General features: G+C 35.7%; 15 protein-coding genes. 5 read left to right on the top strand and 10 right to left on the bottom strand.

Annotated elements, in window-relative coordinates:
- The first annotated feature begins 73 nt into the window (after positions 1 to 73).
- Together MTQ00_RS10355 and MTQ00_RS10350 are read left to right on the top strand one after the other, a co-directional pair.
- Positions 74 to 1,405, top strand: a complete 1,332-nt coding sequence (locus MTQ00_RS10355; protein WP_273648818.1) for a DUF2268 domain-containing putative Zn-dependent protease — start codon at positions 74 to 76, stop codon at positions 1,403 to 1,405.
- Positions 1,406 to 1,476: 71 nt separating this feature from the next.
- On the top strand, positions 1,477 to 2,490 hold the full coding sequence (locus MTQ00_RS10350) for a DUF2268 domain-containing putative Zn-dependent protease (RefSeq protein WP_273648817.1): 1,014 nt from the start codon (positions 1,477 to 1,479) through the stop codon (positions 2,488 to 2,490).
- A 63-nt stretch (positions 2,491 to 2,553) separates the two neighbouring features.
- Here MTQ00_RS10350 and MTQ00_RS10345 read toward each other — a convergent pair whose 3' ends face one another.
- The 6 genes from MTQ00_RS10345 to MTQ00_RS10320 all read right to left on the bottom strand — a co-directional run bounded on the left by MTQ00_RS10345 (position 2,554) and on the right by MTQ00_RS10320 (position 6,773).
- Positions 2,554 to 2,790 (bottom strand): hypothetical protein, encoded by a 237-nt coding sequence (locus MTQ00_RS10345; protein ID WP_172279854.1) that lies wholly within the window; start codon positions 2,788 to 2,790, stop codon positions 2,554 to 2,556.
- 54 nt (positions 2,791 to 2,844) lie between these two features.
- Entirely contained in the window at positions 2,845 to 3,666 is an 822-nt protein-coding gene (locus tag MTQ00_RS10340; protein ID WP_273648814.1) for a helix-turn-helix transcriptional regulator, read from the bottom strand.
- A 26-nt stretch (positions 3,667 to 3,692) separates the two neighbouring features.
- A complete protein-coding gene (locus MTQ00_RS10335) occupies positions 3,693 to 4,670 on the bottom strand; it encodes an SDR family oxidoreductase (protein ID WP_273648812.1) in 978 nt (325 codons plus the stop codon).
- Positions 4,671 to 4,909: 239 nt separating this feature from the next.
- Positions 4,910 to 5,647, bottom strand: a complete 738-nt coding sequence (locus MTQ00_RS10330) for an SDR family oxidoreductase (RefSeq protein ID WP_273648810.1) — start codon at positions 5,645 to 5,647, stop codon at positions 4,910 to 4,912.
- Between the two features lie 63 nt (positions 5,648 to 5,710).
- A complete protein-coding gene (locus MTQ00_RS10325; protein WP_273648808.1) occupies positions 5,711 to 6,295 on the bottom strand; it encodes a TetR/AcrR family transcriptional regulator in 585 nt (194 codons plus the stop codon).
- A 91-nt stretch (positions 6,296 to 6,386) separates the two neighbouring features.
- Complete coding sequence (locus MTQ00_RS10320) at positions 6,387 to 6,773, bottom strand: DoxX family protein (RefSeq protein ID WP_273648806.1); 387 nt, start codon at positions 6,771 to 6,773, stop codon at positions 6,387 to 6,389.
- A gap of 118 nt (positions 6,774 to 6,891) precedes the next feature.
- On the opposite strand from MTQ00_RS10320, the gene MTQ00_RS10315 reads away from it, so the two are divergent.
- The gene (locus tag MTQ00_RS10315) at positions 6,892 to 7,233 is read left to right on the top strand and encodes a winged helix-turn-helix transcriptional regulator (protein ID WP_172279846.1); all 342 of its coding nucleotides are present in this window, start codon (positions 6,892 to 6,894) and stop codon (positions 7,231 to 7,233) included.
- Between the two features lie 2 nt (positions 7,234 to 7,235).
- Here the strand turns inward: MTQ00_RS10315 and MTQ00_RS10310 are convergent, their stop codons facing one another.
- Positions 7,236 to 7,775, bottom strand: coding sequence for a GNAT family N-acetyltransferase (locus tag MTQ00_RS10310; protein WP_273648803.1), 540 nt, complete (start codon positions 7,773 to 7,775; stop codon positions 7,236 to 7,238).
- Between the two features lie 9 nt (positions 7,776 to 7,784).
- Entirely contained in the window at positions 7,785 to 8,441 is a 657-nt protein-coding gene (locus tag MTQ00_RS10305) for a hypothetical protein (RefSeq protein ID WP_273648802.1), read from the bottom strand.
- 335 nt (positions 8,442 to 8,776) lie between these two features.
- Here MTQ00_RS10305 and pafA point away from each other — a divergent pair, with 335 nt between their 5' ends.
- Positions 8,777 to 10,423, top strand: coding sequence for an alkaline phosphatase PafA (gene pafA / locus MTQ00_RS10300; RefSeq protein WP_273648801.1), 1,647 nt, complete (start codon positions 8,777 to 8,779; stop codon positions 10,421 to 10,423).
- A gap of 74 nt (positions 10,424 to 10,497) precedes the next feature.
- Here the strand turns inward: pafA and MTQ00_RS10295 are convergent, their stop codons facing one another.
- Positions 10,498 to 11,631: a hypothetical protein gene (locus MTQ00_RS10295; RefSeq protein ID WP_273648799.1), complete on the bottom strand. Its 1,134-nt coding sequence runs from the start codon at positions 11,629 to 11,631 to the stop codon at positions 10,498 to 10,500.
- A complete protein-coding gene (locus MTQ00_RS10290; RefSeq protein ID WP_273648798.1) occupies positions 11,628 to 13,280 on the bottom strand; it encodes a helix-turn-helix domain-containing protein in 1,653 nt (550 codons plus the stop codon). The genes MTQ00_RS10295 and MTQ00_RS10290 overlap by 4 nt, the downstream gene beginning before the upstream one ends.
- A gap of 149 nt (positions 13,281 to 13,429) precedes the next feature.
- On the opposite strand from MTQ00_RS10290, the gene MTQ00_RS10285 reads away from it, so the two are divergent.
- On the top strand, positions 13,430 to 14,746 hold the full coding sequence (locus MTQ00_RS10285) for a T9SS type A sorting domain-containing protein (RefSeq protein ID WP_273648796.1): 1,317 nt from the start codon (positions 13,430 to 13,432) through the stop codon (positions 14,744 to 14,746).
- The last annotated feature ends 59 nt before the right edge of the window (positions 14,747 to 14,805 follow it).

The following is a 14,805-nucleotide window of genomic DNA, read 5'->3' as shown; positions in this document are numbered from 1 at the left end:
TTGTAAATACCTATTTCACTTGTAATAAAATTTATTTTTGAACTGTCTATTATGATAGACACCTTAATTCAATATGAAGCAAAAATTATTTTTTCTCTTATTCATCGTATATGCATTTTCGCACGGACAAAAAATAGAACTCGGGAAATCATATCCAAATCTGTCATTTGATGGATCTTCTGATGCTCATTATCATTTGAATTTGAAAAAAGGAGATATTTATCTCTTTACAGTTTATCAAAATAATATAGATGTTGAAGTTATACTTATGGATTCATCAGGGAAAAAAGTTGCTTCTGTAGATCTTGCAGACGATAACAATGGTTATGATAAAATGGAGTTTTCACCCGAAAAAGATGATTATTACAAGCTGATTATTCGTTCTGTTGAAAAAGAGAAAAAACCAAATGGGGTGATTGGAATTACTTCAAAAAAACTGACCAAAAATGAATTGAAAAACCGGGAGAAGGTAGCTCTTGGTCTGAAGAAAGAAAATGCTAAAGATATCATGACTGTAGATGTCATGCATTTTTGGGAAGCATATGATCAGTTGAAGCTGGCAAAAAGTAAACAGGATAGCATAGATGTTATCCAAAAAATATATCTGGACCGCGCAACAGATGGGCTTAGGGAATTTGAGAAAGTAAGGTACTTTTCTGCAGAGTTTTTTGTTGAACGGATAAAAAAATACAGTAAATTCTATACTAGTGTCAGAAACAATACCATGATAGCCATACAGATGGAAAATATAGGATCAGTGATCACTGAATTCAAAAAATGGTATCCGGAAGCAAAACCTGCTAAAATCTGTTTTGTTATTGGCCCTATGTCAACAGGAGGAACAATTTCGGGTAATTATATATTGATAGGCGTAGAAATGCTTGCTGGAAATAAGGATTGTGATATATCTGAAATAACGAATGAAAACCTAAAAGCGGATATTTTATCCCGGAATAATGAATCGGATGTGGTTGATTTTATTAAAGAAACAGCGGTTCATGAATACATCCATACCCAACAGAGAAAAACTGATAAAAATGCATGTGAATGCATTCTTCTGGAACATATCATAAAAGAAGGCGTGGCATCATATATTTCGGAGAAAGTATTGTTGGAAAAAAAGAACTATAACAGCAGAGCATTTATGTATGGTAAAGAAAATGAGAAAAGACTTTGGAATGAGCTCAAAAATGAGTTATGCACAAAAGATTTTAGTAACTGGCTTTTTAATGCTTCTGTCAGCAAGGACCGGCCGGGAGATCTTGGTTACAGAATGGGCTACAATCTGGCCGAAGCCTATTATGAAAATGCCACAGATAAAAAATCCGCTTTAAAAGAAATGATCGAAATGGAAAATCCACTTCTGTTTCTTGATCAGAGTAAATATGACCTAAAGTTCAGATAAGTGAAATAAAAGCATCAAGATTACCGCGCTAAAGAAAAAAATAGATACCAAGATAAACCTAAAACCACGAGATGAAAAGGACTACATTATTGATATTCAGTGTTATTACAGTGTATTTTTGTTCTACCAACCAAAAGCTTAGCCCAGAGAATTCTTTCGAAAAAGATGTTGAGAAGGTGGCAGACAGTATTAAAGTGAATGATATTGTCATTAAAAACCTTTTCAAATATCAGATACTGGCGCATCACAATAATTCTTTTGATGAAAAAATGATTGTTCAAAAGGTTTATCATCCTCATAAAAGGCTTTGGGATAGTTGCTATGCTATGATCTTTGGTGAAAAAAATGCTTCTTTATACAATACTCCGGAAGGAATGGTTGAATGGAATAAAACACTTTATCCCAAACATAAAGCTGAGTTTGATCATAAAACAAAAGAATTGCTAAAGGTGAATATCAACCGTGTGCTGACTACTAATTTGAAGAAATTTGGCAGAATGGTTCCATACCAGCCTAAAGCAACTATTAGTATACTTTTCAGCCCACTAACAGGAATTGGTTTTGGAGGTTGTAATGCCGGGCAATTTGCTCTTGAACTCAATAATAAAAATATTGATCCTGAATTTATACTCGAGAAAGGGTTGCCTCATGAACTCAATCATTTGGTATATGAAAAGTTCAGAAATAAGGATAAGGATAAAAATTCAGCATTAAGCCAGACTATTGATGAGGGTTTTGCCTGTTATTTTACCTGGGTATTTTTCGAAGGGAAAATGGAGAAGCATAATGCAGTAGAAAATATGTCCCAGGAAAACTGGACATGGTATCTAAATCATGAAAAGGAAATCTTCACCAATGTAAAACCTTATTTTGAGGATACCTCCGGAGATAATCCATTGTTAAGAAATGATCGGAAAAAACTTTTCCCCCAAGCTCCCAAAACTTTAAATTACTGGCTTGGCTTCAGGATTGTAGAAAAATATGTAGAAAAACATGGACCTGAATCGTGGAAGGATATATACAAACTGACCCCTAAAGAGGTGCTTGGCAAAAGCGGCTACGAAAATTATATAGCTACATTGTAAACATTTCTTTTGTTGAAATGATTTCAATAAAAAAGAGTGGGTAACCACTCTTTTTTCATATCATTAATAGACGCATCCACATCCTGTTTCCCATTCCTGGCAGAAACGTTTGGGTTCATGACATCCACCTATTGGGCCCCCACCTGTTTTGGGAGTTTTATAACATACATCACCACTACAGTAAGTATCATAACCAGGACCCGCCGGAGGACAAACGCCATCGAGGCAAAATGCATATGCTGTATCACCGCCGCTGATCAATACCAGATCTCTTCTTGATAATTTCTTTGAATTTTTCATAGTAATAGTATTTTAATTTATTGATTACTAATATACTAAAATTATTAAGGCAATTTAATGCGACTGATGGGTCATTGATGAGGAGTGGGATCTGTTATTCAAATATGCGGGAGAAAATCCATATTGCTTTTTAAATACATAAGAAAAATGGGAGAGATCTTCGAAGCCAAGATCAATATAAATTTCTGTCGGTTTTTTATGCTCTTTGTCCAATAGAAAATAAGCTTCTTGCAAACGCCTTTTTATTAGCCATTTACCGGGAGCCATGTTGAAGATCGTTTTAAATTCACGCTTGAATGTTGACAAACTCCTTCCTGTCATAAATGCAAAGCGTTCAAGGCTGATGTTGAATTTAAAATTATGATTCATAAATAGTTCCAAATCAATTTTATGAGGGGCGCTGAAATTAAAGAAGATATTCTTTAGTTCGTGATTGTTTTTTAACAGAATCATAAGAAGTTCTTCTCTTTTAATATCAACAAAAATACTGTCTAATTGTTCTGTTCCGTTGTAATATGGCTCTAAGGACTGAACAAAATTTTTAATCAGTTTATCTTCATCTATAAACAAAAAGGAGTCGTCGTTTTCCGTTGGTTCTACAGAGTAGGGATGACGTTCCAGAAATTTTTTTAGGAATGCTTCATCAAAAGCTATAATTACTTTTTCAAAGGCTCCGTCTTCCTTGTGCTTTGTGTAACGTACCAGATGATTTTTTCTTGCAATGCAGTAATCCCCGGGTCTCATAGTGTAATGCTTATAACCATCATATGAAACCATTGATCCTTTGAGCAAAAACAGAAAGAAATGTTCTGGAATAAATTGTTCCGGTGATATTTCAGGACCAAGGTGGCAGGATTGTATGTTGTTAAATTTCAATGGACTATTGCTTTAGTATGACAAATTTATGGTTTTAACATTAAACTATCTGCACTGGCTAATATTGCTTCTTCTCTGCTTCTGGGATTCCATCCCAGTAAAGATCTGGCTTTTTCATTAGAAATTTCTTTGTAGAAATGAATGTCAATTGGATTTAACGCCTTAATATTGGAAGCATATTCGCTTCTCTTTTCCTTTATTAGTTCAGCTACATCGTAAAATGACATAACTCCTTCTGAAGTGGCAATGAATCTTTCTCCAGCAGCATTAGGATGGAGCATGGCTTTGATATGAATATCCGCAACGTCTCTTACATCTACTACACCCATAGTGAAATTGGGATTGTAATTGGTAGTTCCGTTAATAATTCCTGTAATTGCAATATCCAATGAAGCTGAAGAAATTCCAGCGAGCGCAGGACCAAAAATACCCACGGGATTTATTACGGTTAATTCCATATTATTACCTTCTGTATGTATAAATTTCCAAGCTGCTTTTTCGGCAACAGTTTTCGATTTTATATAAGGAGGAAGTTCAGCATTGAGATCTGTCCAGTCTCTTTCTGTGAAAATGTGTCCTTCTGTATTATTAGTATAACCAACTGCGGCAAAAGATGAGGTAAGAACTACTCTTTTTACCCCTGCAGATCTCGAAAATTGTAATACGCGTAAAGCTCCATCCCTGGCAGGAATAATCAGCTCATTTTCATCTTTAGGATCTTGAGCAGGGAAAGGAGACGCTATATGAATTACAAAATTACAGTTTTTGGTTGCTGCTTCCCAATTACGGTCACTTGTAAGGTCTGTTTCATAAAAGGACAGGTGTGAGAAGTCTGAAATTCCACCTTCTTTCAGTGCTTTCAATATGACATCTTTTTTATGAAGTGAGCGAAGGGTTGTTTTTACTGTATATCCTTGTTGTAATAATTGAAGAATTGTGTGTATTCCCACGAATCCGGTTCCTCCTGTTACCAATACCGTTTTTCCTGATATTAAATTTTCCATTTTTTTAATTTTACAGGACAAAGTTCATAATAAACTAAGCTATTGGCTTTGTTGAGGAGTTCAAATTTTCTTTGTTGTGGGGTTCATAGTTAATTTGAAAATCTGGAAATACCCTATGCTTCTTCACTATAATTTTAAACTCTTTTATTACAAATACAAAACCGATATTCAATTGAACACCGGCTTTGCATTTATATAAAAGAACTATTAACTTCTAAAAACTATTATTTAATTCTTGATTATTTATTGAATACCTCGAAAGCGCCTTCTGAGCCTGCAAAGAAATTACTGTAAACCATTTCGGTATTTCCGACGCGAACTTCGAAGGTATCTTGCTCAAGGGCTTTTACAAGATCTTCAGCAACAACAGATGCTGGAATGCCGTTTTCACGGCCACCGATCTCTACAGAGAAATCTGTGTCAACCAAAGGAGGCATAAGCTCAAAAACCTTAATGCCCGTATCTTTTGCCAGTTCATATCTCAATAATCTTGTATAGGAATGTAAAGCTGCCTTGGAATCCGAATAGGTGGGCACATGAGATCCCGGAATAAATGCAACAATTGAGGATACGTTAACTATTGCCGCGTTGTTTTGCTGTTTCAGTAAAGGGAGTAATTTTTCAGTAAGTCGGATAGGAGCAAAGTAATTGGTTGTAAATTCTGCAATCGCTTTAGTATAGGTGTCAGAAGAGTCCGATAAAGTATAAGCATATGCATGGCCGGCATTATTAATCAGGATGTTCAATGTCCCAAAATTGATTTTGATCTCTTCTATCAGACGATTGATGTCATTTTCATCGGTGATGTCTGCCTGAATAGTGAATACATTTTCCAATCCCTGGGCAGCATTGTCCAGTTTTTCTTTGTTCCTACCTACAATAATAATTTTATTGGACGGATTTAACAATTTTGCAATTTCTAAGCCGATTCCTGATCCTCCTCCTGTGATAAGGATGGTGTTGTTTGTAATGTTCATAACTGTTGATTTAAAATATTTATTTAATATTGTACTATTTAGTACAAAATTGTCCAAAAAAATTTAGTCAAGCACTTTCAAATTCATTTCAATGATTGAACGAAGTGTTTTAGATGAATTCTCCATACGTCTTGTAACATGAAGTCCATTCCATAAATTGGTGAGATGCCACGCAAGAATTTCGGGATCTTCTGCATTTTTTATTTGTCCGGTGTCCTGAGCTTTTTTGATCGATTTTTTAAAGGTCTGCTGAAGTTTTTTCAAAAGCCTTCCTGAGATGTGCTTGGCTTCAATATCTTTTTCGGATAGCTGTACTAAAGCATTCCCCAGATAGCAACCTGTCTCTCTATCGCAATCAGGTTTTTGGGAAAGCTGTAAAAAAAATGTTTTAATCAATTCAATTTCGTTATCAGAACTTGAAAGCTGCTGCTCAAATCTACTAAGAAAACCTTCGGAAAACTGTTCAATGGAACGTACATAAAGCTCCTGTTTTCCTCCTTTAAAGGCATGATAAAAACTTCCTTTTCCTATTCCCATCGCATTAAGCAATTCGTCTGCAGAAGACGCATCGTATCCCTTTGCTCTGAAAACTTCAGTAGCCTTTTCAATTGCCTGATGCTCGTCGAATATTTTAGGTCTTCCTGCCATGATGAATGATTTAACAGAGCAAAGGTATGCAATTGTACCGTTCGGTACAAAATGGAATTTGTAATATCTTTAATTGATTTTGTCGATTGAGTTAAAAATGAGAGCATCTCTTTTTCGTCCAGATAATAAACAGAGCCACCAGCAGAAAAAATATATTTATACCAATTTGTCCTGCTTCTCCCCGTGAAATATGAAATACACTTGCGAAAATCATCAATATAATTACTCCATATGCTGTGTATAAGGTAAGCCTTGATTTGAGTGTTATCAGATCAGGAAGAAGAATCCCGATCGCAGCCACCGCATCAATAATTCCTGTTACCAAAACCAAACTACGGTTTTGTTCAGTCCATGGCCACATTTGAGCTAATGTTTCAGCAGGCTGGAATAATTTCATAGAGGCTGCCCAAAGTAGTGAAACGGATAAAAAGATTTTTGCAGCCCAAATGGTAATGCTTAAAATTTTTGAGGTTTTCATTTCTAATGATCTATTGATTTTAATGATTCAAAATTACTTACATTTGTTATGCGGCCATGGTTACTTTCCCTTTGGATAGTACTTTCCGGCCGGAAAGTAATAATGAAATCAATAAGTTATGCTGGCAAAAGGAGGATGCCCCAAGACAATGCTTTCTATTAAGGATGCTCTTGAAGCAGTAGAAGGAAAGTGGAAATTATTAATTTTATTTTCTTTATCTGAAAAACCCAAAAGATTTGGCGAACTTTCTAAAGAAGTAACCGGTATTACAGATAAAATTCTGTCCAAAGAGTTGAAACTTCTGGAGGTAAATAAACTGATAAAAAGGGAAGCTTTTGATACTGTTCCGCCTAAAGTAGAATATTCCATTACAGAGCACGGCATGTCCCTTGAAAAAGTTTTGGACGAGCTGCACTTCTGGGGACTTTCTCACCGATCAAGAATTCTAAGTGAATGGTAGAGCTATAAGACATCAAAGCTCATGTATATTGCTGTTTCCGTAGAGTCATTATAGAGTTTTGTATTGATCCCAGTAAAACTAAATCCTGCACGCAGATAAAATTTTATGGCAGGGTAGTTGGTGTTTTGGGTTTCCAGTTCTACGATTCTGCAATTTAAATCCCGGGCTTCTCTGTTTGCCTTTTTAATCAGTTGCTTTCCAATATCCTGTCCTCTAAATTTTTCACTGATTAAAATATTTTCAATATAAAAGCTATTATTCCACTCCCGGAATTCGGCAATAAGCCATCCTACAAGTTCACCATTGATAAAGGCCCCGAAAGAGTGTCCCTGCTTTATAACCTCATTGAGATCATTAATCTCATCAGGACCTGTTTCCCAGTTTTTTTTATAATGCTGTTTTTTCTCTCTTAATGAAAATTCAAAAATATTACCCATCGCAATGGCGGAAACAACAAATATCGTATCTGTCTCATATCCATTAAGTCCCCAATTGACTGTTGGGTCAGATATCAGTTTTTCTAACTTCTTAATTTCTGTCATTTGAAAGGTCTATCGGTTAGCAATATTATTTTCATAAAAATCAGTAAATCTTTCAAGGAGATCATCGGGATTTTCCCTGTCAAATTGACCAAATCCCAAAGTCATGATATGCCCTGAAACAAATTGTGAAAATACTGAATTGAAATTCTCAATATAGGTTTCGGCATGCCCTTGCAACTGTATCTCTGCTTCGATCATTTTTGTCCAATGTGGAGGGGTCTCTTCATTCTTTGAATAAGTAAGATAAGGTAAAATAAAAGGGACGAACTTCTGATATTGTTGATATTTATTAGGATCCAGGCTATCATTTGGCCAAACCCTGAATTGTTTTAATCCCAGGTTATCAGATTCTACTACGATTGCAGTTTCATTGTTGGCAACTTCTGTGATCACTTTTTTTTCCTTAAGAAAAATCGAAAACCAGGCAAGGTCCCATGCCGTTGCTCCATTTTGATTAACAAGATAATAAGGGTGAAAAATAGAATCTATTGCAATGAAACCTTGATTACCAACGGTATTTCTTATAATTTCCGAAACTGCTTCTTTATCTGAAATTTTCTGCATTGGATTACCATTGATAAAACCATAGATATAATGAGAGTTCCAGAGAGAAGGATCAAATGAAGGGTTATTATCTTCTTCTTGATTAATTGCTTGTGAATGCATTTTTGTGATATTAGGCCAGTATTAATATTCGTCTATTTCGGCTCTTGAAAATTATTGTAATTTTTTGATAATTCCATTTCCGTAATTTTTATTTTTTACTTTTTTCTTAACTCAGGATCAAAAAATCTAATAATCCGTTTTCACTTTTTTTATACTAAATCTTATTTTCATATCGCATATTCAGCCGTTCAATAGAAAAAGACAGATACGGAGAATATCTTTAGACTCATTAAGTATATCAGTTTTAATTAAGATATAAAATCCAAATTTAATCAAAATTTCATACTACAAAACTTTCAAAACCCTTAAATTTGCTAGCAATAAAAATTTACCAGATGCTTAGGAAAATTTCAATTGCGGCACTTACCATGTTGTCCGTAGTTACAATTGATGCTCAGAAGAACAAAAATTCTCAATTAGAAAGACCCAAATTAGTTGTAGGCTTAGTTGTAGACCAGATGCGTTGGGATTATCTTTACCGCTTTTATAATAAGTATGGAAATGATGGTTTTAAAAGATTGCTGAATACAGGTTATGCTTTAAATAATGTTCATATTCCTTATGTACCTACGATAACAGCTCTAGGACATACTTGTATTTATACAGGCTCTGTTCCGGCTATTCATGGAATTGCAGGAAACGACTGGACCGATAAGGAGACAGGAAAGAATGTCTATTGTACTACCGATGAAAGTGTACAGCCTGTTGGAACCAAAAATACTAAAATAGGAAGCCACTCGCCGAAGAATCTTTGGTCGACAACTGTGACGGATGAGCTAAAATTGGCAACCAATTTCCAGGCAAAGGTAATCGGGGTATCTTTAAAAGACAGAGCTTCCATTCTTCCGGCGGGACATACTCCAAACGGAGCGTTCTGGTTTGATGATTCCACAGGGAATTTTATTACCAGTACTTGGTATATGAATGATCTGCCAGAGTGGGTGAAATCTTTCAATTCACAAAATTTACCTGAAAAGCTGGTTGCTAACGGATGGAATACTTTATTGCCTATTAATCAGTATACAGAAAGTGCACCGGATAACTCTGCTTGGGAAGGTCTTTTAGGAAGTTCAAAAACGCCAACATTCCCTTATAGTAATCTCGCAAAAGATTATAAGGATAAAAAAGACAATATACGCTACACTCCTTTTGGTAATACCTTGACACTGAAATTAGCTGAAGCTTCAGTGGAAGGGGAGAAGTTAGGAAATGATAATGTTACAGATTTCTTAGCGATCAATCTTGCTTCAACGGATTATGCGGGACATAAGTTCGGACCTAACTCGATTGAGGTAGAAGATGTTTATTTAAGATTAGACCAGGATCTTGCGGAATTCTTTAATTATCTTGATTCTAAGGTAGGAAAGGGTGAATATACTGTTTTTCTATCTGCAGACCATGGTGGAGCACATTCTGTAGGTTTCCTGCAAGAGCATAAAATAGCTACAGGTTTCTTTGGAGAAAACAGCCAGAAAGATATCAATCAGAAATTAAAAGAGAAATTCGGAGTAGACAAACTGATTAATGCTGTAGACAACTATCAGATTTATTTTGATAGAAAATTATTAAAAGATAATAAGATCGAATTAGATGATGTAGTAAATTTTACAGTTAAAGAATTGGAAAATGATCCTACCGTTTTATATGCTGTTTCTGTAACCAAAGTACAGGAATCTTCGATCCCGGAGCCGATTAAGCAGAGAATTATCAACGGAATCAACAGGCAGAGAAGTGGAGATATTCAGCTGATCTCTCATGATTCCATGCTTCCGTCTTATGCAAAAACGGGGACAACGCACAGTGTATGGAATTCATATGATTCTCACATTCCGTTATTATTTATGGGATGGGGAGTTCAGCACGGAGAAAGTAATAAACCTTATTTTATGACGGATATTGCTCCTACAGTGTCTTCTTTACTTAAAATTCAGTTTCCAAGTGGTACGGTTGGAAATCCTATTACGGAAGTGATTGGAAAATAAACTTACCACATAGTATACATTATTAAGCATTCCTTTCGGGATGCTTTTTTGTTGGTCATGCTGAAATTTTCAGATTATGATCTGATCAGTAATTGAATTTCTTTATGGTATTTATTATTTCGTTTCCTAATACTTACGATGAAGTAAATGAGAATAGCAATAATTGCTGAACCGGATAAAATAATCCCAATACTAAGATAGTTGTATTTATTTCTAAGTTCTTTCGCTTTCTTCTGTGTTTCCCTGTTGTGGTTATTGATGGAATGATTAATGGAGCTTAATTCACTTTGTTCCCTTTTAAATCGCATTTCAAAATACTTTTTGTTGTAAACCTGGTAAAGGTCAGGCTTTCCCATGGCCAGATAGTTTTCTGACATTTCTTTGTAGATTCCCTCATTGAGGATGAGGTCTCCTGTATTTTGAGAAAGGCTTTCTGCCTGGATAAGAAGTCCCAGGGCTTTTTCATTTTCCCGGTTTTGCTTGTACATTTCTGCCAAGCCTTTAAGGGCAAATGCTTTGAGACTTTTGGCATTGAGTTTTTCTGCGTATTGTATAGAGCGGATAAATGCCTGCCTGGCTTTTTCCTGTTCATTCAGATTAAGATAACAATATCCTATGTTGTAATAAACCACACTCATATTGGCAAAGGTGGTTTTCTTCATTTTTACTTTTTCAAAATTCCCGATAGAGATCAGGAATTTTTCCAGAGCAATTTCCGAGTTGGACTGGCTTTTATAAATCATGCCCCGGATAGCATAGCTTCTAGCTGTTTCAATAAGTTTTTCAGGAGATTCTTTTGGAAGACGCTCTAAATAACGGTCAGCTTCATTAAGGGTTTCCAAACTCTTACTAAATAGTTCCATTTGCTGGTATTGTATAGCTACGGAAACCAAAACACTGGTTTGTAGTTTCAGATCGTTGGTCTTTTGAGCCAGGTCTTTTGCTTTCAGAATATATTGAAATGATTCATCAAAGTTTCTTTTTGCAATATTTGCGGTAGACAATAACAGATAAACAGATATGGACTTGTTAATATCCTTTTCCTTTTTCAATAAATTTTTTCCAATGGCTATAGCGTGATCGGGGTTATCATAAATATCGAGGCGGGCCTTTTTGAGCAGTGAATCATGAGAAATGCTCTGAGCACACACGAAAAAAGAGTTAACAAATAATATGATCATAAAAATGGTATGGGATCCTATTCTCATAATGCTTTATTTTTTGTGATTTCCTGAATATATACATTGGGAGACATTCCCGTTACTGATTTAAATACTGTTGTAAAAGCACTGTGCGACGAAAATCCTGAAAACTCTGCCAGATAGCTTACTTTATAGTGAAGAAAGCTGGGATCTGTCTTTAATAAATGAGCGATATGGTTGATCCTGAGCTCGTTGATGTACCCATTGAAATTTTTACCTTTGCTGGTATTGATTACTTCAGATAAATATTTGGTGTTAACTCCCATCTGTGCGGATAAAGATGAAAGAGACATATTGCGGTTAAGGTACCGGTGAGATTGCTCCCACTCATTCAATTTTTGGAGAATTTCTTTTTCTTTCTCTTTCGAAATTTTATGGGTGTCTTTTTCAGAGTTAAGGTCAATTCTGTTTTCTTTTCCGGTCTCCACATGATCTGTTTTAAGAGGAGCGGAAAGTGCCCGCAGTTTTTGTTTTTCAAAAAAGTACAGCTGTTTTTTCAGGTCCTTATTTTTGTTTTTTTCCAGAAAGAAATAGATAACCAATGCTGTAATAACTGCAAGAATGATAAAGGTTAAAATCCATAATTTCCTGGACTCATTCTGTTTCTGGAATTCAAGGTTGTTATTCTGGTAAGTTTCTACCAATTTAACGATATACCGTATACCTTCTTTTTGATTGAAATCAAGTTTAGATCTTAATTCGGTATACAGCTTATTGTATTGATGGTATTTTATATCATTATGTAAAGCGAAATTGGTTTTTGCCAGTGATTCATATATTTTCAGTTTCAAATTATTATAAGGAAGATCTTCAATTTCAGAAAGTCCTTTTTCAAGATGGGCAAGGGCTGTTTTATAATTTCCGTTAAGAAAATAATAACGGGATAAATTTTCATTGGCTAACGCGGAGAGAAAAGGTTGGTCGGGGCTTCTCTCAACATCAGAAATAACATGATCCAATAATTTTTTAGCATCAATATACTTGTTTTGCCGAAGCAGATAGGAGGCACGGAAGATTTTATTTTCTATGCTGATCATGCGGTTTTCCTCATTATGAAGATCAATATACTGATCACTTTTGCTAAGATTCGCAAAAGCGGTATCAAAATTTCTTATAATGGCAGAATTGATGGCTTGCAGTTGATACAGTTTGGCAACGGTAATTTTAGACTTCGGACTGTCATTTTTTAATAGTTTAGGATCTGATAAAAGACGGGAAATGATCTCTCCGGACTGGTTATACAAATCTAAATTCTGGTATTGATCCGCGAGATTATAATCGCTGAACAGTTGCATAAAATAAGAAAGGTTTTTTCTTTCGGAATCATTTTGCTGTGCTGATGTTGTAACGGATTGTACATAATCCCCTTTCATGGCGTAAGCCTGTGAGATTATATTTTGCAGAATCATTTTATGCTCTGTATTCTGGTCGCTGATCAATAAGCTTTGGGTATAACTGATACAGTTATCTGGATTCTGGTAAAGCTTCTGAAATGCTTTATCTGCTAAAATGGAAAAATCGGGGCCGGATTGTGCATGGTAAAAAACGGAGGATAAAAAAGTCAGGAGTAAAATCGCACATTTTATGACACTACAAGATAAAAATAATTCGTTTTTTGCTTTTCTTTTTTCAATCGTCTTACAATCTGTCCTCAAAGTTGAATTTTTATAATATGTTGATTTTTAATTATTTAAATTTTAAATGTTTTTGGATTTCACGAATTATGTAAGCCAAATTCTTTTTAAATGGTAAATATAATATTAATATTGTTTCCGCCAATTCAAAATATTAAAACCAAATAAATATGGAAAACTTTTACAAGATTTTAACAAAAACAGTATACGCTTACTTTTTATTCAACCTGTTTTTGATCATGAATGCTCAGGTGACGGTGATGGCGACAGCCAATTACTCACCCGGTGCAGTATCTGATAATGGGGTTGTAAGCATGCAGAGTAGTGGTGGTCAGATTTTTAAATGGGATGCCATTAACGGGTTGTCTCAGATCGGAGCAACCTCTAATGGCTATCCCGGTGCAGGGAGGGCTGTAATTTCTAATGACGGGACAAAAATTGCCTCTACAATGACCAATACGGGTACGGGATTTAATGAGATATCAGTTTATGATATCGCTAATTCAACATGGACTTCCCTGGGAGGACTTGTTCCTACAGGATGGGACGGCTCTGTAAGTTCTACCTGGGGATTTTCGTATGACGGAAGTATCATTGTAGGATTAGGATGGTTAACTGCTGCCAATGCTCATGCGGTAAAATGGACTGTACAAAACGGGATGGTAGACCTGGGAAGCATGGTTTCGGGAAGAAGTTCGAGGGCTAATGCCGTAAATGCTGATGGGACGGTAGTGGTTGGCTGGCAGGATGAAGACAACGGAACCAGAAGTGGTGCTAAATGGGTGAATGGAACAGAAAGCTATATTACAGACAGTAACGGAAATAATGTTGGCGAAGCAGGAGCCGTTTCCGCCGACGGAAATACAATAATAGGGGCAGGTATGCCCAATCCTTATGTATGGAACAGTACTTCAGGACTTACTTACATTACACATCCTAATTCCTCAGCCTTCTTCAGAGGCGGTGCAACCGGAATTTCTGCTGATGGCGGAACGGTAATAGGTTATTTCAGGCCTTTTGCAGCACCTCCGATGTCTGGAGAAGGCTTTATATGGACAGCTGCCGGGGGAAGAATCAATTTAAATGATTATGCGACAAGCCTGGGGATCAATACTCAAGGAGTAATGATGTCCCTGCCATTGGCTATTTCCCATGATGGAAAAAAAATAGCGGGTGTTGGAACCAATTCTTCCAATCAGATTGTAGCATTCTATCTGGACCTTTCTGAATTCTTATCTACCCACGAAGCAATCAAAAAAGGTCAGGGAATATCTGTCTATCCCAATCCGGTAAAAGATATCCTCTACGTGAAAGGAATTGAAAAAATAGAAAAAGCTGAAATTTATAATATGGTCGGTCAGAAAGTAATGACCTCAGATTCTGCAGGAAATCAGATTAAAGTTTCCTCATTGTCGACAGGGAATTACATACTGCAGATTTTTGTGAAGGGGGAAATTTTACAAAGTCTAAAATTCATTAAACAGTAGATAAAAATTGGACACTTTTATTTGACTCAGGCCAAAAAAACTCGCAGATACATCTGCGA

The sequence above is a fragment of the Chryseobacterium sp. B21-037 genome (assembly GCF_028570785.1).
GTDB classification, from domain to species: domain Bacteria; phylum Bacteroidota; class Bacteroidia; order Flavobacteriales; family Weeksellaceae; genus Chryseobacterium; species Chryseobacterium proteolyticum.
Note: the sequence above shows the minus strand (reverse complement) of the source record. Positions and strands in the feature narration are given on the sequence as shown.

Excerpts from the sequence above, each read along its gene's own strand:
- MTQ00_RS10355 (WP_273648818.1), top strand. The coding sequence starts at position 74 with ATGAAGCAAAAATTATTTTTTCTCTTATTCATCGTATATGCATTTTCG.
- MTQ00_RS10350 (WP_273648817.1), top strand. The coding sequence starts at position 1,477 with ATGAAAAGGACTACATTATTGATATTCAGTGTTATTACAGTGTATTTT.
- MTQ00_RS10345 (WP_172279854.1), bottom strand. The coding sequence starts at position 2,790 with ATGAAAAATTCAAAGAAATTATCAAGAAGAGATCTGGTATTGATCAGC.
- MTQ00_RS10335 (WP_273648812.1), bottom strand. The coding sequence starts at position 4,670 with ATGGAAAATTTAATATCAGGAAAAACGGTATTGGTAACAGGAGGAACC.
- MTQ00_RS10330 (WP_273648810.1), bottom strand. The coding sequence starts at position 5,647 with ATGAACATTACAAACAACACCATCCTTATCACAGGAGGAGGATCAGGA.
- MTQ00_RS10325 (WP_273648808.1), bottom strand. The coding sequence starts at position 6,295 with ATGGCAGGAAGACCTAAAATATTCGACGAGCATCAGGCAATTGAAAAG.
- MTQ00_RS10320 (WP_273648806.1), bottom strand. The coding sequence starts at position 6,773 with ATGAAAACCTCAAAAATTTTAAGCATTACCATTTGGGCTGCAAAAATC.
- MTQ00_RS10315 (WP_172279846.1), top strand. The coding sequence starts at position 6,892 with ATGCTGGCAAAAGGAGGATGCCCCAAGACAATGCTTTCTATTAAGGAT.
- MTQ00_RS10310 (WP_273648803.1), bottom strand. The coding sequence starts at position 7,775 with ATGACAGAAATTAAGAAGTTAGAAAAACTGATATCTGACCCAACAGTC.
- MTQ00_RS10305 (WP_273648802.1), bottom strand. The coding sequence starts at position 8,441 with ATGCATTCACAAGCAATTAATCAAGAAGAAGATAATAACCCTTCATTT.
- pafA (WP_273648801.1), top strand. The coding sequence starts at position 8,777 with ATGCTTAGGAAAATTTCAATTGCGGCACTTACCATGTTGTCCGTAGTT.
- MTQ00_RS10295 (WP_273648799.1), bottom strand. The coding sequence starts at position 11,631 with ATGAGAATAGGATCCCATACCATTTTTATGATCATATTATTTGTTAAC.
- MTQ00_RS10285 (WP_273648796.1), top strand. The coding sequence starts at position 13,430 with ATGGAAAACTTTTACAAGATTTTAACAAAAACAGTATACGCTTACTTT.